Annotated in this window: 18 protein-coding genes and 1 riboswitch; of the genes, 10 read left to right on the top strand and 8 right to left on the bottom strand. The window is 75.9% G+C overall.

What is annotated here, in order from left to right:
* Positions 1 to 217 precede the first annotated feature (217 nt).
* The 4 genes from CP974_RS07045 (at position 218) to CP974_RS07060 (ending at position 6,040) form a co-directional block, all read left to right on the top strand.
* A complete protein-coding gene (locus CP974_RS07045) occupies positions 218 to 1,219 on the top strand; it encodes an ATP-binding cassette domain-containing protein (RefSeq protein WP_037938335.1) in 1,002 nt (333 codons plus the stop codon).
* Positions 1,191 to 3,278: a YhgE/Pip family protein gene (locus CP974_RS07050; protein ID WP_031133330.1), complete on the top strand. Its 2,088-nt coding sequence runs from the start codon at positions 1,191 to 1,193 to the stop codon at positions 3,276 to 3,278. Before CP974_RS07045 ends, CP974_RS07050 begins: the two co-directional genes overlap by 29 nt.
* A 38-nt stretch (positions 3,279 to 3,316) precedes the next feature.
* Positions 3,317 to 3,925 carry a TetR/AcrR family transcriptional regulator gene (locus tag CP974_RS07055; protein ID WP_031133332.1) on the top strand — a complete coding sequence of 203 codons (609 nt, stop codon included), beginning with the start codon at positions 3,317 to 3,319 and terminating at the stop codon, positions 3,923 to 3,925.
* A 603-nt stretch (positions 3,926 to 4,528) separates the two neighbouring features.
* Positions 4,529 to 6,040, top strand: coding sequence for a phytoene desaturase family protein (locus CP974_RS07060; protein WP_031133334.1), 1,512 nt, complete (start codon positions 4,529 to 4,531; stop codon positions 6,038 to 6,040).
* 55 nt (positions 6,041 to 6,095) lie between these two features.
* Here the strand turns inward: CP974_RS07060 and CP974_RS07065 are convergent, their stop codons facing one another.
* From CP974_RS07065 to CP974_RS07085, 5 genes are all read right to left on the bottom strand, one after another.
* Positions 6,096 to 7,025, bottom strand: a complete 930-nt coding sequence (locus CP974_RS07065; protein ID WP_031133336.1) for a hypothetical protein — start codon at positions 7,023 to 7,025, stop codon at positions 6,096 to 6,098.
* Positions 7,026 to 7,073: 48 nt separating this feature from the next.
* Positions 7,074 to 7,988: a methylenetetrahydrofolate reductase [NAD(P)H] gene (gene metF / locus CP974_RS07070; RefSeq protein ID WP_037938338.1), complete on the bottom strand. Its 915-nt coding sequence runs from the start codon at positions 7,986 to 7,988 to the stop codon at positions 7,074 to 7,076.
* Positions 7,989 to 8,171: 183 nt separating this feature from the next.
* Positions 8,172 to 8,903 (bottom strand): thiamine phosphate synthase, encoded by a 732-nt coding sequence (gene thiE, locus CP974_RS07075; RefSeq protein WP_051839633.1) that lies wholly within the window; start codon positions 8,901 to 8,903, stop codon positions 8,172 to 8,174.
* Between the two features lie 111 nt (positions 8,904 to 9,014).
* Entirely contained in the window at positions 9,015 to 9,380 is a 366-nt protein-coding gene (locus CP974_RS07080) for an Rv2175c family DNA-binding protein (RefSeq protein WP_031133341.1), read from the bottom strand.
* A gap of 73 nt (positions 9,381 to 9,453) precedes the next feature.
* Positions 9,454 to 10,620: an NAD(P)/FAD-dependent oxidoreductase gene (locus tag CP974_RS07085; RefSeq protein ID WP_051839635.1), complete on the bottom strand. Its 1,167-nt coding sequence runs from the start codon at positions 10,618 to 10,620 to the stop codon at positions 9,454 to 9,456.
* Between the two features lie 445 nt (positions 10,621 to 11,065).
* Positions 11,066 to 11,177, top strand: a riboswitch (TPP riboswitch).
* Between CP974_RS07085 and thiO the strand changes: the two genes are divergently transcribed.
* The 5 genes from thiO (at position 11,175) to CP974_RS07110 (ending at position 16,961) form a co-directional block, all read left to right on the top strand.
* Positions 11,175 to 12,326 (top strand): glycine oxidase ThiO, encoded by a 1,152-nt coding sequence (gene thiO, locus CP974_RS07090; protein ID WP_031136944.1) that lies wholly within the window; start codon positions 11,175 to 11,177, stop codon positions 12,324 to 12,326. Its footprint overlaps the riboswitch before it by 3 nt.
* Positions 12,323 to 12,547: a sulfur carrier protein ThiS gene (gene thiS, locus CP974_RS07095; protein ID WP_031136941.1), complete on the top strand. Its 225-nt coding sequence runs from the start codon at positions 12,323 to 12,325 to the stop codon at positions 12,545 to 12,547. Before thiO ends, thiS begins: the two co-directional genes overlap by 4 nt.
* A 3-nt stretch (positions 12,548 to 12,550) precedes the next feature.
* Entirely contained in the window at positions 12,551 to 13,345 is a 795-nt protein-coding gene (locus CP974_RS07100; RefSeq protein ID WP_031136939.1) for a thiazole synthase, read from the top strand.
* A gap of 463 nt (positions 13,346 to 13,808) precedes the next feature.
* The gene (pknB, locus tag CP974_RS07105) at positions 13,809 to 15,836 is read left to right on the top strand and encodes a Stk1 family PASTA domain-containing Ser/Thr kinase (RefSeq protein WP_107426915.1); all 2,028 of its coding nucleotides are present in this window, start codon (positions 13,809 to 13,811) and stop codon (positions 15,834 to 15,836) included.
* A gap of 153 nt (positions 15,837 to 15,989) precedes the next feature.
* Entirely contained in the window at positions 15,990 to 16,961 is a 972-nt protein-coding gene (locus tag CP974_RS07110; protein ID WP_078915801.1) for a deoxyribonuclease IV, read from the top strand.
* Between the two features lie 10 nt (positions 16,962 to 16,971).
* Here the strand turns inward: CP974_RS07110 and CP974_RS07115 are convergent, their stop codons facing one another.
* Complete coding sequence (locus tag CP974_RS07115) at positions 16,972 to 17,604, bottom strand: sulfite oxidase-like oxidoreductase (protein WP_031134828.1); 633 nt, start codon at positions 17,602 to 17,604, stop codon at positions 16,972 to 16,974.
* 152 nt (positions 17,605 to 17,756) lie between these two features.
* On the opposite strand from CP974_RS07115, the gene bfr reads away from it, so the two are divergent.
* Entirely contained in the window at positions 17,757 to 18,236 is a 480-nt protein-coding gene (gene bfr, locus CP974_RS07120) for a bacterioferritin (protein WP_031134830.1), read from the top strand.
* A 97-nt stretch (positions 18,237 to 18,333) separates the two neighbouring features.
* Here the strand turns inward: bfr and CP974_RS07125 are convergent, their stop codons facing one another.
* Together CP974_RS07125 and CP974_RS07130 are read right to left on the bottom strand one after the other, a co-directional pair.
* Positions 18,334 to 18,603 carry a (2Fe-2S)-binding protein gene (locus tag CP974_RS07125; protein WP_037938881.1) on the bottom strand — a complete coding sequence of 90 codons (270 nt, stop codon included), beginning with the start codon at positions 18,601 to 18,603 and terminating at the stop codon, positions 18,334 to 18,336.
* 196 nt (positions 18,604 to 18,799) lie between these two features.
* Positions 18,800 to 20,155: a class II 3-deoxy-7-phosphoheptulonate synthase gene (locus CP974_RS07130; RefSeq protein WP_031134833.1), complete on the bottom strand. Its 1,356-nt coding sequence runs from the start codon at positions 20,153 to 20,155 to the stop codon at positions 18,800 to 18,802.
* Positions 20,156 to 20,324: the final 169 nt, after the last annotated feature.

Below are 20,324 nucleotides of genomic sequence, written 5' to 3' on the forward strand. Positions count from 1 at the left end.
CCTATGGCCTCGGGCGCCGTCCCCGACCGCCGCGTGGGCCCCGGGGCGGGCCTCCGGGCGGCCCTCGCCCCGCCGTTCGCCGTTTTGCCTCGGGCGCCGGCCGCGTTATAGCTTTTGAACTGACTGGTCAGTTCAAAAGAGTTGGGGGAGGTTCGTGAAGAGCGCGGACAACCGGACCGGCGCGGGGCGGGCAGAGACGTCCCGCCCGGGAGCGGCCGTGAGAGCGGAGGGCTTCGGCGTGAAGGGCCCGCGCGGGTGGGCTTTCCGGGGCGTCGACGTGGCGGCCGGGCCCGGCAGCCTGGTCGCCCTGGCGGGACCCTCGGGCTCGGGCCGCACCTGCCTGCTGCTGGCGCTCACCGGGCGGATGAAGGTCCGTGAGGGGCACGCCGAGGTCGGCGGGGTGCGGCTGCCGCGGAAGATGGCCGCCGTACGGCGGTTCAGCGCCCTCGCGCACGTACCCGGTGTGAGCGACCTGGACCCGGCCTTCACCGTGGCCGAGCACCTGCGGGAGGCCGCGCTGCTGCGCCGCCGCTTCGCGGGGTCGCCGCTGGCCCTGCTGCGGTCGCGCTCCACGCGTACGGCGGAGAACCGGCGCCGGGTGGACGCCGCACTGGAGGCGGCCGGGCTGGACCCGCTGACGCTGCCCAAGGGCGAGCGCACGGCCGTCCGCGACCTGGAGCGGCTGGAGGCCCTGCGGCTCACCGTGGCGATGGCCCTGCTGGGCGAGCCCCGGCTGCTCGCGGTGGACGACACCGACCTGAAGCTCGGCGACGCGGAGGCGGCGGCCGCCTGGTCGATGCTGCGCTCCGTCGCCGACGGCGGGGTGACCGTGCTGGCGGTGTGCAACGAGGTGCCGGCCGAGGCGGACGTGGTGGTCCGCACCGGCGACGCGCCCGGCGGGGGTACCGCCGCCGGGTCGGCGGGCGCCGACGGGGCTCGGGGGGCCGACCGGGCCGGTGAGCCCGACCGGGGCGGCGGGTCGGACCGGCCCGGCGGGGCGGGTGACGCCGACGGGGCCGCACCGGCCGGGGACGGCGGGGACACCGGCGGGAAGGCCGGGCCCGGCGGGACTGCCGGGGGCGCCGCGGACACCGGGAGCGCCGGGGGCGCCGCGGACACCGGGGACACCGGGAGCGCCGGGGGCGCCCGGCGGGACGTGAACCACGAGGACGACGAGGAGGGGGCGGCCGATGCGTTCGCCGAGACTGGCCGCGCTTGAGCTGAAGCGGTTCGGGCGGGGGAAGCTGCCGCGCGCCGCGCTGGTGGCGATCCTGCTGCTGCCGCTGCTGTACGGCGCGCTGTACCTGTGGTCGTTCTGGGACCCGTACAGCAGGCTCGACCGGATACCCGTCGCCCTCGTCAACGAGGACAAGGGTGCCACCGCCGACGGCAAGAAGATCAACGCCGGTGACGACATCACCGAGAACCTGCGCGAGAGCGCGGTGTTCGACTGGCACGAGGTGAGCGACGCCGAGGCGCGCGCGGGCGTGGAGGACGGCCGGTACTACCTGTCGCTGACCATGCCCGAGGACTTCAGCGCCCGCATCGCGTCCAGCTCCGGCGACGCCCCGGACACCGGTGCGCTGCGGGTGCGGACGAACGACGCCAACAACTACATCGTCGGCCAGATCTCCCGGACCGTGTTCTCCGAGGTGCGGACCGCCGCGTCGACCAAGTCGTCCCGCTCCTTCCTCGACAAGATCTTCATCTCGTTCTCCGACATCCACGACGCCACGGAGAAGGCCGCCAAGGGCGCCAACGACCTCAAGGACGGCGTGGGCGAGGCCAAGAAGGGCTCCAAGACCCTCGCGGACAGCCTCGCGAAGGCGAAGAAGGGCACCTCCGACCTCGCCTCCGGCCTGAAGAAGATCGACTCGGCCGCCGGGGAGCTGAAGGGCGGCACCCGCAAGGTCGCGGACGGCACCCAGCAGCTCGCCGACCGCGTCAACGGCGTCGCGCCCAAGGTCCGCCCGTACCTCCGCGACAACGGCAAGCAGATCGGCGACACCGCCAGGCTCGTCGCCGACACCTCCAAGGCGGCCCGCAACAGCCTGGACTCCATCGTCCGCCTCGGCCCCGGCGCGCGGACCGGCGCCCACAAGGCGTCCGAGGGCCTCGACGGCCTGTACACCAAGCGGTGCGAGGGCCAGCCGGCCCCGGACGCCGAGGTGTGCGCCGAGCTGAAGAAGGCGAAGACGGCCGCCGCCGACGTCGCGGTCATCGCGGACGACATCCACGTGCTGGCGCAGGACTCGAACGGGGACCTGAAGAAGCTGGACGCCCACCTCGCCGACCTCCAGCACAAGGCCGAGGAGCTCGGCAAGCGCGCTCCGACCCTCAGCCAGGACGTCGACTTCGCGATCTCCCGCATCAACGAGCTGAACAGCGGCGCCCAGCGCGTCGCCAAGGGCATGTCCGAGCTGCACAAGGGCATCACCAGGAGCAAGACCGGCGCCGTCGACATCGACTCCGGCCTCGGGAAGATCAAGAAGGGCGCCAACGACCTCGACGGCGGGCTGTTCAAGCTCGCCGACGGCTCCACCGAGCTGGCCACCGGCCTCGACGAGGGCGTCGGGAAGATCCCCGACTACGACAAGCAGGACCGCGACCGCCGCACCGAGGTCATGGCCGACCCCGTGAAGCTCGCCTCCCAGTCCCTGCACAAGGCGGACAACTACGGCACCGGCTTCGCGCCGTACTTCATCCCGCTGTCGCTGTGGGTGGGCGCCATGGTGGCGTACATGCTCATCCAGCCGATGAACCGGCGGGCCCTCGCCGCGGGCGCCTCCGCCTGGCGGATCGCCTTCGCCGGCTGGCTGCCGGTCGCCGCGATCGGCCTGGTGCAGGTGGCGGCGCTGATGGCGGTACTCCACTGGGGCCTCGGCCTGGAGATGGCCCGCTCCGCCGGGACTGTCGGCTTCCTGGCCCTGGTGACCTGCTGCTTCGCCGCGATCATCCAGTGGCTCAACGCCCGCTTCGGCGCGGCGGGGCGCATCCTCGTCCTCGCGCTGCTGATGCTCCAGCTCACCTCGGCCGGCGGTACGTACCCCGTGCAGACCAGCCCGGGCTTCTTCAACGCGGTCCACCCGTACCTGCCGATGACCCACGTCGTCGAGGCGCTGCGCCGGCTCATCACCGGCGGCGGGCTGGAACCGGTGTGGCTGGCGTGCGCGGTGCTGGGCGCCTTCACCGCGGGCGCGCTGGCGCTGACGGCCCTGTCGGCCCGGCGCAAGCAGGTGTGGACGTTCGACCGTCTGCATCCCGAGCTGAGCCTGTAGGCGTGGAAGGAAGGTCCGGACCTGTGAGAATCGACGCCATGGACACCCAGAGCACCCGACGGCAGGCCACCCGCACCAAGCTGTACGAGGCGGCCGTCACCCTCATCGCGGAACAGGGATTCTCGGCGACCACGGTCGACGAGATCGCGGAGCGGGCAGGGGTGGCCAAGGGCACGGTCTACTACAACTTCAAGAGCAAGACCGAGCTGTTCGAGGAGCTGCTGCGGCACGGCGTCGGACTGCTCACCGCCTCGCTGCGCGACGCCGCCGACGAGACGGCGGCGCGCGGCGGGACGCGGGTCGAGGCGCTGGACGCGATGATCCGGGCCGGCCTGGTCTTCATCGACCGGTACCCGGCCTTCACCCAGCTCTACGTGGCCGAGCTGTGGCGCACCAACCGGGCGTGGCAGTCCACGCTCCTGGTGGTGCGGCAGGAGGCGGTCGCGGTCGTCGAGACGGTGCTGCGGGACGCGGTGGCGGGCGGCGAGCTGAGCGAGGAGGTCGACATCCCGCTGACGGCGGCGGCGCTGGTCGGGATGGTGCTGGTGGCGGCGCTCGACTGGCAGGCGTTCCAGCGGGAGCGGTCCATCGACGACGTGCACTCGGCCCTGTCGCTGCTGCTCCACGGCCGGGTCAGCGGACGCTGAGGCGCGGGGCGGTCCCCAGGGGCGTCCCCGGCGGGGCGTCCTTGGCGGGGTCAGGCCCGGCGGGGCCGTGCCCGGCGGGTGGGCCCGGCGCGCGGGCGGGCGGCCCGGCGTACGGGGGCGGTCCGTGGGAGGGCCGTCCCGTACGAGGTGGTCCGCACGGGGCGCCTGTGAAGGGCGGCCCCGTACCAGGGCGGTCTCCGTGCGGGCACGGCAGAAGCGCGGGACCGGTGAGGCTCGATCCCCCCGAGCCCCACCGGTCCCGCGCGTGCACCCCCGTGCTCTCCCCCGTGGTCCCCCCGTACGTCCCCCGTACTCTCCCCCGTGCACGGGCGGGTGCGCGGCGCCGTTCCGCGGCCCCGTGTCCGCGGTGCCGGCGGCGCGCCCCCTTCCGTGGCCCCCACTCTTCCTTCCGGGGCCGCGCCGGCCCATCCGCGTGGCTACTCATCCGGCGCCCTGAGTACGCGTACTCAGAGGCCGGCGCCCGGCCCCGGCGCGCGGGGCCGGGCGGTGCCGGCACGGGGAGCCGGCGGGGCCCGGAGGGGCTGCCGGAGGGCTCGCGGAGGGGGTCCCCGAGGGCTCTCAGGGGGCTTATAGAGTCGCCGCATGGCACGGATTGCGGTACTGGGCGCGGGCATGGGCGCCATGGCGGCGGCTGCCCGGCTGGCCGTCGCGGGGCACCGGGTGACGGTGTACGAGCGGACGGAGACGTACGGCGGCGCGGTACGCCGCCTCACACGGGAGGGCTTCGGCTTCGACACCGGGCCCGGACTGCTGCACCTGCCGGCCGTCTACCGCGACCTGTTCGTCAAGACCGGCAAGGAGCCGCTGGAGCGGTCCGTCGAGCTGACCCAGGTCGACCCGGCGAGCCGGCACGTCTTCGCGGACGGCACGGCCGTGTCCCTGCCCAACGCCTCGCGGGCCGGGGTCGTCGCCGCCCTGGACGAGGCGCTCGGCCGGGGCGCGGGCGAGCGGTGGGCGGCGTTCCTGAACCGGGCGCGCGACGCCTGGGACCGCTCCCGGCGGCCGCTGCTGGAGGAGCCCCTGCCGGCCGACACGGCGCCGTTCGCCCGCGACCCGTACCCGGCGCCGAGGACCGGGCTGCTGCGCCGCACCGCGACCTCCCTCGCCGAGGTGGGCCGCCGGGAGCTGGGCGACGCGCGGCTGGCCGCGCTGCTGGACGGGTACGCGCTGGCGTACGGGCTCGACCCCGCCGCCGCTCCCCCGTCGGCCGCGGTCCTGCCGTACATGGAGCAGACCTTCGGCACCTGGTACGTCGCCGGCGGGCTGCGGGCGCTGGCGGACGCGGTGTACGAGCGGTGCCTGGCGCGGCGGGTGGAGTTCGTCTTCGGCACCCCGGTGACCGGTGTGGTGGAGCGGGACGGGCGGGCCGCCGGCGTCGAGCTGGCCGGCGGGCGGACCGCCGAGGCCGACCACGTGGTGGCCGGGGCGCCGGTGCCCGCGCTGTACCGGGACCACGTGGTGGCGTGGGAGCGGCAGGACGCGTGGCCGCGCCACCAGACGGGCGTCGCGTCGGGCCGGGTGACCGTGTGCCTGGCGCTGCGCGGCGCGCGGGAGGAGGGCGCGGCGCACCGGACGGTGGTGCACTCCGCCGACCCCGCCGGGGAGCGGGCGGCCCTCGCGGGCGGCGGGCCGCCGTGCGCCCGGCCGACCGTGGTGGTGCTGCGGCCCGGCGACCCGGCCCTGCTCCCGGACGGGGACCACGAGGCGGTCACCGTGACGGCGGCGGTCCCCGCGGGGGACGCGGGCCGGACGGGCGACCCGTGGGGCGACGCGGCGGCCGTCGAGGCGTTCGCCGACCGGATGGTGGAGGCCGCCGGGGCCGCCGTGCCGGGCCTGCGGGAGCGGCTGCTGTGGCGTGAGGTGCGGACGCCGGCGCACACCGAGGCGGAGACCGGCAGCCGGATCGTGCCCGGCCCCGCCCTGGCGGGCGCGGGCGGCGCCTTCCTGCCCGCCGCGAACCCGGCACCGCTGCCGGGCCTGTACTTCGCCGGGGGCTGGGCGCACCCGGGCGGCGGGCTCGCCCACGCCGGGATGTCGGGCGCGCTGGTGGCGGGCCTGGTCGTGGAGGGCGCGGACTTCCGCGGGTCCCGCTAGGGCGGGGTCCGGCTGGGCGGGGTCCGGCCGGGGCGCGGCCGCCCGGCCGCCGGTGTCAGTAGGGCGCGCGGCCGCTCGGGTCGTAGCCGTGGGCGGCCGGGGGCTGCTGCGGGGGCGGCGGGAACTGCGGCTCGCCGTCGCGCTGGGGCGGCACCCACACCCCGCCGGGCGGGGTGTCGGCGGCGTACTGCTGGGCGTACGGGTCCGCGGGGTACGGGTCCGCCGGGTACGGGGCGGCGGCATACGGGTCCGCCGGGTACGGGGCGGCGGGGTACGGGTCCGCGGGGTGCGGCTGCCGCCCGTGCGGCTCGTGTCCGCCGTACTCACGGCCGCCGTCGGGGTCCGCGTACGGATCGGCGTACGCGGCGTACTGGTGGCCGGGGTCCGCGGCGGGCTCGTGGCCGGGGGCGTAGGCGGCCGGGTCGTACGCCGGGTAGTCGCCGTACGCGTCCCGCGGGGCGGACGGGGCCGTACCGGCGGGGTGCCCGGCGCCGCCCGTTCCGTACGCGGCGTACCCGCCCGTGTCGTCGGGCAGCGGCAGCGGCTCGTGGACGGGCGGGGTGCCCGGCACCGGCGGGGCCTGCGGCTCCTCGTACGGCGGCTCGGCGGCCTCGTACGGCGGCTCGGCGGCCTCCTCGTACGGCTGCTCGGCGGTCTCCGGGGACGGGGCCTGCTCCCGGCCCGCCTTCCGCACGGTCCTGCGGCGGCGGCTGGCACCGGGCTTGCCGCCGAGCGCCCAGCCGGTGGAGAAGCCGCGCAGGAAGGAGAGGGTGACGAGCGCCTGGCCGACGCCGAACGCCAGCGCACCCGCGATGATCAGGGCGCGCGACGACAGGACGAAGCCGACGACGACGCCGAGGAAGCCGAAGAAGGCCAGCAGCCGCCACCGCAGCCGCGCCTTGTACTGCAGGAGCACCTCGCCGAGAAGCCAGAGCGCCACGACGCCGAACGCGATGTAGAGGACCGTCCACCAGCTCCAGTCCATGCCCGCCCCTCTCGTCGGCCGAACCTCGGGACTTGAGGGTACGGCCGGTCAGGACTGCTGATGCAGTCCGAGATTCTCGTAGATCTCGAGCGTCGCCGTGGAGTTGTTCAGCGTGATGAAGTGCAGTCCGGGCACGCCTTCGGACAGCAGCCGCGCACAGAACTCCGTCGCGAACTCGATGCCCAAGGAGCGTACAGCGGTCGCGTCGTCCTTGACCGCGAGGATCCGGTCCCGGACCGCGGCGGGGAAGTGCGCGTTGCTCAGCTGCGGCAGCCGGTCCAGCTGGCGCACCGCCGTGACGGGCATGACCTCGGGGATGATCGGCGTGTCGCAGCCCGCCGCGGCGACCCGGTCGCGCAGCCGGAGGTAGCTCTCCGGCTCGAAGAACATCTGGGTGATCGCGTAGTCGGCGCCGGCGCGGCACTTGTCGACGAAGTGGCGGACGTCGGTGTCCCAGTCCGTGGACCGGGGGTGCATCTCGGGGAACGCGGCGACGCCGACGCAGAAGTCGCCGGCCTCCTTGATCAGGCGGACCAGGTCGGCCGCGTAGTCCAGGCCCTGCGGGTGCGCCACCCACTCGGCCATCGGGTCGCCGGGCGGGTCGCCGCGCAGGGCGAGGATGTTGCGGATGCCGACGTCCGCGAACTGGCCGACCATGTTGCGCAGTTCGGCGACCGAGTGGCCCACGGCGGTCAGGTGCGCGACGGGCGTCAGCGTGGTGTCGGCGGCGATCTGCTCGGTGGCCCGCACGGTCCCGGTGCGGGTGGAGCCGCCCGCGCCGTACGTCACGGAGACGAAGCTGGGGGCCACCGCCTCCACCCGGCGCAGCGCGTTCCAGAGGTTCCGCTCGCCCTTCTCGGTCTTGGGCGCCCAGAACTCGAAGGAGTACGTGGTGCCGTTCGCGAGCAGGTCACGCACCGTGCGCGCGCGGTCCGTCCTGGTGGAGGGGGTGCCAAGGGCCATACCGGCAGGTTAGCCACCCCGGTAAGGGTCACCCAACCGGAGCGCAGCTTTTCGGGCTCTTTGTCGGAATCTTGTCCAGGGTGCGGACAGCTCTGGGGGTGAAGTGCCGATTCGTCCCGGCTTCCGTCCCAGCATGTGGACGGTGGGTGGCTGTCGGCCGGCCGGTCCGCGTCCGGCCGGTGGTCAGCGGGCCGCCGCGGCGGCGGGCCCGCGCCCGGGGGCGTCGGCGGTGGGGTCGGCGGGGGCGTCGGCGGGGGCGTCGGCCGCGACCCGCTCGCGTACGCGGCGGGCCAAGTCGGCCGTCGCGGCGGCCGGGTCGTCCGCCTCCGTGATCGCGCGGACGACGACGATCCGGCGGGCCCCCGCGTCCAGGACCTCGTCCAGGGTCCCCGCGTCGACGCCGCCGATGGCGAACCACGGGCGGTCCTGGCGCAGGGAGGCCGCGTACCGCACGAGGCCGAGGCCCGGCGCGTACCGCCCCGGCTTGGTGGGCGTCGGCCAGCACGGGCCCGTGCAGAAGTAGTCGACGCCCGGCTCGGCGGCGGCCGCGTCGACCTCGGCCTCCGCGTGCGTGGAGCGGCCGATCAGCACCCCGCCGCCGAGGATCGCCCGCGCGGCGGGGACGGGCAGGTCGCCCTGGCCCAGGTGGAGCACGTCGGAGGCGGCGGCGTGCGCCACGTCCGCCCGGTCGTTGACCGCCAGGAGCCGGCCGTGCCGCCGGCAGGCGTCGGCGAGGACGGCGAGGTGCTCCAGCTCCTCGCCCGCCTCCATGCCCTTGTCGCGCAGCTGCACGATGTCCACGCCGGCGGCGAGGACCGCGTCGAGGAACTCCGGGAGGTCCCCCTGGCGCCTGCGCGCGTCCGTGCACAGGTACAGCCGGGCGTCGGACAGGCTCGCTCGGGCGCTGGTGGGCATGCGGGGCTCCCCCGGTTCGGTGCGGCTGCGGCGCGCGGCCGGGGCTTGCCTCCCCGGTCCGCGCACCGCCGGTGTCGTACGGTCGCTCGGTGTCGTGCTCGGTCGCCGCGGTCAGACGGCGAGCGCCTGGGCGCGGCGCTTCACCTCCGTGCCGCGGTTCTCCGCCAGGGCCTGCGCGGGCGTGCCCGGCAGGGACGGGTCCGGCGTGAAGAGCCACTCGAGCATCTCCTCGTCGGTGAAGCCGTCGTCCCGCAGCAGCGTCAGGGTGCCGGAAAGGCCCTTGACGACCTTGCCGTCCTTGATGAAGGCGGCGGGCACCTGGAGCGCCCGGTTCTCACCGCGGCGCACGGCGATCAGCTGGCCCTCCCTGACGAGCTGGCGCACCCGCGTCACCTCGACGCCGAGCAGCTCGGCGATGTCCGGGAGGTAGAGCCAGTCGGGGACGAGCGCGTCGGTCTTCGTGTCAATCTCGGTCACACCCCAAGCCTGCCATCCCGCGCTGACAGTGGGTAGCCGGGCCCGCCGTACGGGCCGGTCACCCGGGTCCGGCTCAGGCGCGGACGGCGGCTTTCAGCGGCACCTCGGGGTCCGCGACCAGCGCCGGGTCGACCGGCGTGGCCGCCTCGATGAGCCGCCGCCCCTGCGCCAGGTCGCGCGGCCGGCCCACGGCGAGCACCGCCACCGGGGCGCCGTCCCGCAGCCACACGAAGGCCCACGCGGGGCCGGACGGGTCGCCGCGCCGCACGGCCGTGTCGGCGGACGTGTGGTCCCCGGCGTACTGGACGAAGCGGCCGAACTGCTCGGACCAGAAGTACGGCACCGGGTCGTACGGGCGGGACTCCGCGCCCACGACGGCCGCGGCGACCGTGCGCGGCCCCTGCAGGGCGTTGTCCCAGTGGTGGACGTGCAGCCGCGAGCCGTAGCGGGCCGACGGGAACGAGGCGCAGTCCCCGACCGCGTACACGTCCGGCACCGAGGTGCGCAGGTGGTCGTCGGCGACCACGGTGCCGTCCGGGCCGAGGGCCACGCCGGAGTCGCGCAGCCAGCCGGTGGCGGGCCGGGCGCCGATGCCGACGACGACGGCCCCGGCGGGCAGCTCGCGCCCGTCGGCGAGGACGACCCGGCCGGGCTCGACCCGCTCCACGCGCGCGCCGGTGAGCAGCCGGACGCCGCCCTCCTCGTACCAGGCGGCCATCGGCTCGGCCGCCTCGGCGGGCAGTGCCCCGGCGAGCGGCCGGTCGGCGGCCTCCACGACGGTGACCGCGCAGCCCGCCTCGCGGGCGGCGGTGGCGAACTCGGCGCCGATCCAGCCGGCGCCCACCACGACCACGTCGTGCCGCCCGGCGAGGACCGGGCGCAGCCGCTCGGCGTCGTCCAGGGTGCGCAGCAGGTGGACGCCGGGGACGCCCTCCGTGCCGGGCAGGGTCAGCGGGACCGCGCCGGTCGCGATGACCAGCACGTCGTACGGGACGGGGCCGGCCTCCGTGTCGACCTCGTGGTCGCCGGGGCGCAGGCCGGTCACCTCGACGCCGAGGCGCAACTGGACGTCGAGGGAGTCGAAGTCCACCTCGAACGCGGCGCCCTCGGCCTTGCCGAGCAGGTACGCCTTGGACAGCGGGGGCCGGTCGTACGGCTGGTGCGGCTCGGCGCCGAGCAGCAGGACCGGGCCGTTGAAGCCCTGGTCGCGCAGGGCGACGGCGGTCTGGACCCCGGCCATCCCGGCCCCGACGACGACCACGCGCCGCCCGTCCGCCGGGGCGCCCCGCTCCGCCGGACGGCCCTCGTCCGCCGGGGTGCCCTCGTCCGCCGGGGTGCCCTCGTCCGCCGGGGCGCCCGAGGGGGCCGAGCCGTCCGGCGGGGCGCCCGTGGCCGAAGGGGCGGCGGCGGAAGCGGCCGGGGCGCCCGGCGGGGCGGCGGCCGAGGGGGACGGGACGCCCGGCGGGGCGGCCGGGGCCGCGTCCTCGCGCGCGGGTGCGCGGTCCTCGCCCGCCGGGGTCCGCCGGCGGTCGGTGGGCCGGCGGCCCGCCCGGTCCTCGTGCTGCTGCTCGCTCACGCGGTCACCTTACGCAGCCGCCGCACCGTCAGGAAGCCGCCGAGCCCGCCGCCCCGGCCGCGGCGGGCTCCCTTACCGGCCATCCGGGGGTGGGGTTAGTCTGGCCACGCCAGAACATCGCGGGAGCCCGGCGCACCGGGCTGAGAGGGAGGCTGGGCGGCCTCCGACCGTACGAACCTGATCCGGGTCATGCCGGCGAAGGGAGGGGCTGGACGCCCATGTCACGGAGCACGTCGGACGTCCTCGTCGTCGGGGGCGGGATCATCGGCCTGGTCACCGCATGGCGGGCGGCGCAGCGCGGACTGCGGGTCGCCGTGGCCGACCCCGAGCCGGGCGGCGGGGCGGCCCGGGTGGCGGCGGGGATGCTGGCCGCCGTCACGGAGCTGCACTACGGGGAGGAGACGCTCCTCGGGCTCAACCTGGCGTCGGCCGCGCGCTATCCGGACTTCGCCGCCGAGCTGCGGGAGGCGACCGGCCTGGACGTCGGCTTCCGGACGTCCGGCACGCTCGCCGTGGCGCTGGACGCGGACGACCGGGCGCACCTGCGGGAGCTGCACGCGCTGCAGCTGCGGTGCGGGCTCGCCTCGGAGTGGCTGACCGGCCGGGAGTGCCGCCGCCTGGAGCCGATGCTGGCACCGGGCGTGCGGGGCGGCCTGCGCGTGGACGGCGACCACCAGGTGGACCCGCGGCGGCTGGCGGCGGCGCTGGTCGCGGCCTGCGAGCGGTCCGGGGTGGTGTTCCACCGCGCGCGGTCGGACCGGCTGGCCGTCGTACGGGGCCGGGCCGCAGGCGCGGTCCTGGAGGACGGCGCGGAGATCGCGGCGGGCCAGGTGGTGCTGGCGGCGGGCAGCCTGAGCGGCCGGCTGGGCGGCGTACCGGAGGAGGTCCTGCCGCCGGTGCGGCCGGTGAAGGGGCAGGTGGTGCGGCTGTCGGTGCCGGGGGCGTACGCGCCGTTCCTGAGCCGGTCGGTGCGGGCGGTCGTGCGCGGCGGCCATGTGTACCTGGTGCCGCGCGAGAACGGCGAGCTGGTCGTGGGCGCGACGAGCGAGGAGATGGGCTGGGACACGACGGTCACGGCCGGCGGCGTGTACGAGCTGCTGCGCGACGCCCACGAGCTGGTGCCGGGCATCACGGAGCTGCCGCTGACCGAGACGTGCGCCGGGCTGCGGCCCGGCTCCCCCGACAACGCCCCGCTGCTGGGCCCCTCCGGGCTGCCGGGGCTCCACATGGCGACCGGCCACTACCGCAACGGCGTGCTGCTGACGCCCGTCACCGGGGACGTGATGGCCGACGTCCTGACCACCGGGGAACTGCCCGAGGTCGCCCGCGCCTTCACGCCCGCCCGATTCCGTCCCGTAGGAGTGTCATGACGAACCAGCCAGGCGCAGCCGTCACCGTCTCGGTGAACGGCGAGCCGCGCGAGCTGGCCGCGCCCGTCGCCCTCGACGCGCTGGTGGCCACGTTGACCGCCGCGCCCTCCGGGGTGGCGGCGGCGGTCAACGAGACGGTCGTCCCGCGCGGCGCGTGGGCGTCCACCGTGCTCGCCGACGGCGACCGCGTCGAGGTCCTGACCGCCGTGCAGGGGGGCTGACCGGTGGCAGACGACCGCCTCACCATCGCCGGGACCTCCTTCGACTCCCGGCTGATCATGGGCACGGGCGGGGCGCCCAGCCTCGACGTGCTGGAGCGGGCGCTCACGGCGAGCGGCACGCAGCTGACGACCGTCGCGATGCGGCGGATCGACCCCACGGTGCACGGCTCGGTGCTGTCCGTCCTGGACCGGCTGGGCGTGCGCGTGCTGCCGAACACGGCCGGCTGCTTCACGGCGGGCGAGGCCGTGCTGACCGCCCGCCTCGCGCGCGAGGCGCTGGGCACGGACTGGGTGAAGCTGGAGGTCGTGGCGGACGAGCGGACGCTGCTGCCGGACCCGGTGGAGCTGCTGGACGCCGCCGAGACCCTGGTCGACGACGGCTTCACGGTGCTGCCGTACACCAACGACGACCCGGTCCTCGCGCGGCGGCTGGAGGAGGCGGGGTGCGCGGCGGTGATGCCGCTGGGCTCCCCCATCGGCTCCGGTCTCGGCATCCGCAACCCGCACAACTTCCAGCTCATCGTGGAGCAGGCGCGCGTGCCGGTGATCCTCGACGCGGGCGCGGGGACGGCGTCCGACGCGGCGCTGGCGATGGAGCTGGGGTGCGCGGCGGTGATGCTGGCGTCGGCGGTGACGCGGGCCCAGGAGCCGGTGCTGATGGCGGAGGCGATGCGGCACGCCGTGGAGGCGGGGCGGCTCGCGTACCGGGCGGGGCGCATCCCGCGCCGCCACTTCGCGCAGGCCTCGTCCCCCGCCGAGGGCCGGGCCGCCCTCGACCCGGAGCGGCCCGCCTTCTGACCGGCCCTCCCCGGGGGCGCACGCGCGGGCGCCGTACGGGGCGGGCCGCCGCCGGCCGTCTCGGACGATCGCGGAGGACGCACACGGGCCGGAGGCGCCCCCGGGCACCCGTGCCGAGGCGCACCCGGGCGCCGCGCGCCGGGGCGGGACGGGCGCCGCGCGCCGGGGCGGGACGGGCGCCGCGTGCCGGGGCGGGACGGGCGCCGCGTGCCGAGGCGGGACCGCGCGGCCCGCACCCGGGCGCCGCGTGCCGGCCCCGTACGCCGACCGGTGGCGGGCGCCCGTGGGCCCGGAGCCGGACCGGGCGGGCCGTACCCGCGCACCGCGGGGCCGTACGCGCGAGGCGCAGGTCACGCGCCGGTGCGGCGCCGGTCGGGCGGGTGTGTCACAGGTCGGCTGCACCGGTGAAGCGGTCATGTACAGGGCGACGGGCGGGCGCGGCGGGGCTCGTAGACTCGACCGCGTGGATACGACCCTGCACGACCCGCTCGTCGGCCGGCTGCTCGACGGCCGCTACCGCGTCGACGCGCGCGTCGCCGTCGGCGGCATGGCCACGGTCTACCGGGCGGTGGACACCCGCCTCGACCGCGACCTCGCCCTGAAGGTGATGCACCCGTCGCTGGCGACCGACGCGACGTTCGTGGAGCGGTTCATCCGCGAGGCCAAGTCCGTGGCGCGGCTGTCGCACCCCAACGTGGTCGGCGTCTTCGACCAGGGCGCGGACGGGCCGTACGTGTACCTGGCCATGGAGTACGTCGCCGGGTGCACCCTGCGCGACGTGCTGCGCGAGCGCGGGGCGCTCTCCCCCCGCGCGGCGCTGGACGTGCTGGAGCCGATGCTGGCGGCCCTGGGCGCCGCGCACCGGGCCGGGCTCGTCCACCGCGACATCAAGCCGGAGAACGTGCTGATCGGCGACGACGGCCGGGTCAAGGTCGCCGACTTCGGGCTGGTCCGCGCGGTCGGCACGGCCACGCAGACGACCGGCGCGGTGCTGGGCACCGTGTCGTACCTGGCGCCCGAGCAGATCGAGCACGGCACCGCCGACACCCGCACCGACGTGTACGCGTGCGGGGTCGTGCTGTACGAGATGCTGACCGGCGGCAAGCCGCACGGCGGCGACACCCCCGCGCAGGTCCTCTACCAGCACCTGAACAACGACGTCCCGGCCCCGTCGGACGCCGTCCCCGGGCTGGCGCCCGAGCTGGACGCGCTGGTGGCCGGGGCGACCGCGCGGGACGCCGGGGAGCGCCCGCGCGACGCCGTGGAGCTGCTCTCCCGGACCCGCGCCGCGCGGTCGGTCCTCGGCGACGCCGCGCTGGACCTGCTGCCGCCCGGCGCGCGCGGCGGGGCCGGGGCGGGCACGGGCGCGGCGGCGGACGGGGCGGGCGCCGGGCCGGAGGACGTGACGAGCGTCATCGCCCGCCCGGCGGCGCCCGGCCCGGCCGAGGCCGCGCCCGGCTCCGGGGACGTCGAGCACACCAGCCGCCTCGATGTGCCGCCGGACTCCGGTACGCGCCCGCAGCCGCGCCCCGAACCGCCGGCCGGGCCGGCCGGACCCGGCGGCGCCCGCCGCCGCCTGGCCGCCCTGGCGTACGGCCCCCGGCGGGGGCTCGTGGCCGCCCTGGCGGCCGTGGCTCTGGTCCTCGGGCTGGGCGCGGGGGTCTGGTACATCAACTCCGGCCAGTTCACGCGGGTGCCCACCACGGGCGTGCTCGGCAAGAGCCCGGCCGACGCGGAGCGGCGGCTCGCGGACGAGGGCCTCGCGGTGGGCGCGACGCGCGAGGAGTTCAGCGGCGCGTACGAGCGGGGCACGGTCATGGCGACGGACCCGGCGCCGGGCGAGCGCATCCGGGGCAACGGCTCCGTGGACCTGGTCATCTCGCGCGGTCCGGAGATCGTGAAGGTCCCGGACGTGCGGGGCGAGCCGCTGGAGGCCGCCCGGGAGCGGCTGCGGGAGGCGGGCCTGGCCCCCGGCGTGGTCACCCACCGGTTCGACGCCGGGGTCGAGAAGGGCTCCGTCGTCGTCAGCGACCCGCCGGCCGGCACGGAGCGGTCGCCGGACGCCGCCGTGGCGCTGGTGGTCAGCAGGGGCGCCCCGATCGAGGTGCCCACCGCGGTCGGGCGCCCGCTGGAGGAGGCCCGTGAGACGCTGACGGACGCCGGGTTCGCGGTGCGGGTCGCCGAGGAGCGCGTCCACGCGCCCCACCCGGCCGGATCGGTCGCCGCCCAGTCCCTCCCGGCGGGCGCCCGCGCGGCCCAGGGTGACACGGTGACCCTGACGCTCTCCAAGGGCCCGCGCATGGTCGCCGTACCGGACGTGACGGGCAAGAGCACCGACGAGGCCACGCGGGAGCTGGAGGCGGCGGGCTTCGAGGTGAAGGCCGAGAAGACCTTCCCGTACCTCGGGGACACCGTCGGCGGCCAGTCGGTGCCCGGCGGCGAGACGGCCCCCGAGGGCAGCACCGTCACCATCAGGATCAAGGGGATCTGACCCGCCGTGCTCCCTGCCTCCGACCCCTCCCCCACCGCGGCGGCCCCGTCCTCCACCGGAACGGCGACCCCCACCGCGGCGGCCCCGCCCTCCACCGGAGCGGCGACCCCGACCGCGGCGGCGCGGCCGGCCACCGCGGCGGCGACCGCCGCCGTGCCGGCGCCGCGGCCCGCCGGGGCGGCGCCCCGTCCCGCCCGTGCCGGCTCCGGGCGGCGCCTCGTGGGCGCCCATGTCGCGGTGGCCGGCGGGCTGGCCACCACCGGTCTGGCCGCCGCCCGGCGGCTCGGCGCCGAGGCCGTGCAGGTCTTCGTCGCCAATCCGCGCGGCTGGGCGACCCCGGCCGGCGACCCGGCGCAGGACGAGCTGTTCCGCGAGCGGTGCGCCGAGGCGGGGATCCCCGCGTACGTGCACGCCCCGTACCTGATCAACTTCGGCTCGCACACCGAGGCGACCGCGGAGCGGTCCGTGGAGTCGCTGCGGCACTCGCTGCGCCGGGCCCGCGCGATCGGCGCGCTGGGCGTGGTCGTGCACACCGGGTCGGCGACCGGCGGGCGGCCTCGCGAGGTGGCGCTCGCACAGGTGCGGGAGCGGATGCTGCCGCTGCTGGACGAGCTGACCCACCCCGGCGACCCGTTCCTGCTGCTGGAGCCGACGGCCGGGCAGGGGTCGTCGCTGTGCTCCCGGACCCGGGACCTCGGGCCGTACTTCGAGGCGCTCGACCGCCACCCGATGCTCGGCGTCTGCCTGGACACCTGCCACGTGTTCGCGGCGGGCCACGACCTGGCCGCGGCCGACGGGGTGGGCAGGACCCTGGACCTGCTGGTGGAGGCGGTCGGCGAGGGCCGGCTGAAGCTCGTCCACGCCAACGACTCGAAGGACGTGGCCGGGGCGCGCAAGGACCGGCACGCCAACATCGGCGCCGGGCACATCGGCGAGGAGCCGTTCCGGGAGCTGCTGCGGCATCCCGCGACCGAGGGCGTGCCGCTGGTCGTCGAGACGCCCGGCGGCGAGGAGCGGCACGCCGAGGACGTGGCGCGGCTGAAGCGGCTGCGGGACGAGCCGGACCGCCCGCGCCCCGCCGGCGCCCCCGCGGCGGCCACCCGGCCCGCGGGGCACCCCTGCTGAGGGGTACGGGTCAGAGCTCCGGGCCGTCGCCCGGCTCCTCCTGGTACGAGTAGCGCTGCTCGGCCCAGGGGTCGCCGATGTTGTGGTAGCCGCGCTCCTCCCAGAAGCCCCGGCGGTCGGCGGTCATGTACTCGACGCCGCGGACCCACTTGGGGCCCTTCCAGGCGTACAGGTGGGGCACGATCAGCCGGAGCGGGAAGCCGTGCTCGGCGGTGAGCAGCTCGCCGTCCTTGTGGGTGGCGAAGATCGCCTGCTCGGAGGCGAAGTCCGCCAGCCGCAGGTTCGCGCTGTAGCCGTACTCGGCCCACACCATCACATGGGTGACACCGGGCGCCGGGGGCGCGAGCTCCAGCACCGTGCGCGCGGGGACACCCCCCCATTCGGCCCCGAGCATGCTGAACTTCGTGACGCAGTGCAGATCGGCGACGACGGTCGAGAACGGGAGCGCCGTGAACTCCTCGTGGCTCCAGCAGTGCTTCCCGCCGTCCGCCGTGGCGCCGAAGACCCGGAACTCCCACCGCTCGGGCCGGAACTTCGGCACGGGCCCGTAGTGGGTGACCGGCCAGCCGCGCTGCAGACGCTGCCCCGGCGGAAGCGTGGACTCCCCTGCTGCCCGGTGTTCCGCGCTCTCCGGCTGACCCATGGCTCAATGGTGACAGACCGGGAGGGGTGGTCACGACCGGGGTGTGGGGCTAATCGGGCATGTCCTACTAAGCATTGACTTACTGGACGGCCTCCGCCGGCGGTGCGAGGATGCGCCCATCCAGCCCTTCGCCCGTGGAAGGAGCCTCTGCGATGCAGGGCGACCCCGAGGTCATCGAGTTCCTCAACGAGCAGCTGACCGCCGAGCTGACCGCGATCAACCAGTACTTCCTGCACGCCAAGATGCAGGAGAACAACGGGTGGACGAAGCTCGCGAAGTACACCCGCGCGGAGTCCTTCGACGAGATGAAGCACGCCGAGGTGCTCACCGACCGCATCCTGTTCCTGGAGGGCCTGCCGAACTACCAGCGGCTCTTCCACGTCCGCGTGGGCCAGTCGGTCACGGAGATGTTCCAGGCGGACCGCGAGATCGAGGTCGAGGCGATCGACCGGCTGCGGCGCGGCATCGAGGTGATGCGCGCCAAGGGCGACATCACCTCGGCCAACATCTTCGAGTCGATCCTCGCCGACGAGGAGCACCACATCGACTACCTGGACACGCAGCTGGAGCTGGTGCAGAGGCTCGGCGAGTCGCTGTACCTGTCCACGATCATCGAGCAGCCGGAGGGGTAGGCGGCGACGCCCCGGGCAGCCGGACCCCGCAGGACCCGCGGGACCGCCGCCGGACCACAGGGCCGCCCGGCCCTTGGGCCGGGCCTCCCTGGGGGCGCTACGCCGCTTCCGGGAGCCCGGACAGGACGGGCTCGCCCCGGCCCGCGAGGTCGTTCGCGCCCGCCAGGCCGCCCTGGAGCGCGGGCTCGCGCCGCGGGGAGGCGCCCCGGCCGAGGATGGCCTGGATGCGGCGGACGCACGAGCCGCAGTCGGTGCCCGCTTTGCAGGCCGACGCGATCTGGCGCGGGGTGCAGGCGCCCGCCTCCGCGTGTTCCTTGACCTGCGTCTCGGTGATACCGAAGCACGAGCACACGTACACGCGGGCCACCTCCCTGCAGGTCGTCGGGCCGAAGCCCCCCGCTTGGTCGGTGAGGCTAACCTAACCTTACCCACCGGGTGCGGTGCGGGAAAGGCCGGGTGGGCCGGAAGAGCGCGAAGGGGCGCGGATCACATGGATCCGCGCCCCTCCGCGCTGTGCACGGCGCCTTCCGGCCGGGATCACCCCCGGCCGGCGGCCCGGGAGGTCACTGGGACCGGTACATCTCGGCCACCAGGAACGCCAGGTCCAGCGACTGACTGCGGTTGAGCCGCGGGTCGCAGGCCGTCTCGTACCGCTGGTGCAGGTCGTCGACGAAGATCTCGTCGCCGCCGCCCACGCACTCGGTGACGTCGTCGCCGGTCAGCTCCACGTGGATGCCGCCCGGGTGGGTGCCGAGCGCCTTGTGGACCTCGAAGAAGCCCTTGACCTCGTCCAGCACGTCGTCGAAGCGGCGCGTCTTGTGGCCGGAGGCCGCCTCGAAGGTGTTGCCGTGCATCGGGTCGGTGACCCAGGCGACGGTCGCGCCGGAGGCGGTGACCTTCTCGACCAGCTCGGGCAGCTTGTCGCGGACCTTGTCGGCGCCCATGCGGACGATGAAGGTCAGCCGGCCGGGCTCGCGCTCCGGGTCCAGGCGGTCGATGTAGGTGAGCGCTTCGTCCACCGAGGTGGTCGGGCCGAGCTTGATGCCGATCGGGTTGCGGATCCGGGACGCGAACTCGATGTGGGCGTGGTCGAGCTGGCGCGTGCGCTCGCCGATCCACACCATGTGGGCCGACGTGTCGTACAGGTCGCCGGTGCGCGAGTCGACGCGGGTCAGCGCCGTCTCGTAGTCGAGCAGGAGCGCCTCGTGGGAGGCGAAGAACTCGACCGTGCGGAACTCGGCCGGGTCCGTGCCGCACGCCTTCATGAAGTTGAGGGCGTTGTCGATCTCGCGGGCCAGCTGCTCGTACCGCTGCCCGGACGGCGACGACTTCACGAAGTCCTGGTTCCAGGCGTGCACCTGGCGCAGGTCGGCGTAGCCGCCGGTGGTGAAGGCGCGGACCAGGTTCAGCGTCGAGGCGGACGCCTGGTACAAGCGCTTGAGGCGCTGCGGGTCCGGGACGCGGGCCTCCTCGGTGAACTCGAAGCCGTTGACGGAGTCGCCGCGGTACGTCGGCAGGGTCACCCCGTCGCGGGTCTCGGTGGGCTTGGAGCGCGGCTTGGAGTACTGGCCGGCGATCCGGCCCACCTTCACGACGGGCACGGAGGCGGCGTACGTCAGCACGGCGCCCATCTGGAGGAGCGTCTTCAGCTTGGCCCGGATGTCCTCGGCGCCGACGGCGTCGAAGGACTCCGCGCAGTCGCCGCCCTGGAGGAGGAACGCCTCACCCCGGGCGACGGCCCCCATGCGGGCGCGCAGCTGGTCGCACTCGCCCGCGAAGACGAGCGGCGGATACGACTCGAGGTCGGCGATCACATCGCGCAGAGCCTCGGCATCCGGGTACTCGGGCTGCTGCGCCGCGGGCAGGTCTCGCCAGGTCGCCTTGGCGGCGACGGCGTGGGTGTCAGCGTTCACGGTCACCCCGACAACATTACGCGCTCGGGACAGATGGCCACGTACACGATCAGAAAGTGAGACGGCGGGCTCCGCGGGCCGGTCGTCCGCCCCGGCCGGCCCCGCCCCGGCCGATCACCCGCCCCGGTCGCCCGCCCCGGTCACCCGCCGTCCGGCCGCCGTCCGGCCGCCCACC

It is taken from the genome of Streptomyces fradiae ATCC 10745 = DSM 40063 (assembly GCF_008704425.1).
GTDB classification, from domain to species: domain Bacteria; phylum Actinomycetota; class Actinomycetes; order Streptomycetales; family Streptomycetaceae; genus Streptomyces; species Streptomyces fradiae.

Bases quoted from the DNA above. Each gene is read 5' to 3' on its own strand.
- CP974_RS07050 (WP_031133330.1), top strand. From the start codon at position 1,191: ATGCGTTCGCCGAGACTGGCCGCGCTTGAGCTGAAGCGGTTCGGGCGG.
- CP974_RS07065 (WP_031133336.1), bottom strand. From the start codon at position 7,025: ATGGACTGGAGCTGGTGGACGGTCCTCTACATCGCGTTCGGCGTCGTG.
- thiE (WP_051839633.1), bottom strand. From the start codon at position 8,903: ATGCCCACCAGCGCCCGAGCGAGCCTGTCCGACGCCCGGCTGTACCTG.
- thiO (WP_031136944.1), top strand. From the start codon at position 11,175: ATGTCACGGAGCACGTCGGACGTCCTCGTCGTCGGGGGCGGGATCATC.
- CP974_RS07055 (WP_031133332.1), top strand. From the start codon at position 3,317: ATGGACACCCAGAGCACCCGACGGCAGGCCACCCGCACCAAGCTGTAC.
- CP974_RS07115 (WP_031134828.1), bottom strand. From the start codon at position 17,604: ATGGGTCAGCCGGAGAGCGCGGAACACCGGGCAGCAGGGGAGTCCACG.
- CP974_RS07060 (WP_031133334.1), top strand. From the start codon at position 4,529: ATGGCACGGATTGCGGTACTGGGCGCGGGCATGGGCGCCATGGCGGCG.
- CP974_RS07085 (WP_051839635.1), bottom strand. From the start codon at position 10,620: ATGGCCGGGGTCCAGACCGCCGTCGCCCTGCGCGACCAGGGCTTCAAC.
- bfr (WP_031134830.1), top strand. From the start codon at position 17,757: ATGCAGGGCGACCCCGAGGTCATCGAGTTCCTCAACGAGCAGCTGACC.
- thiS (WP_031136941.1), top strand. From the start codon at position 12,323: ATGACGAACCAGCCAGGCGCAGCCGTCACCGTCTCGGTGAACGGCGAG.
- metF (WP_037938338.1), bottom strand. From the start codon at position 7,988: ATGGCCCTTGGCACCCCCTCCACCAGGACGGACCGCGCGCGCACGGTG.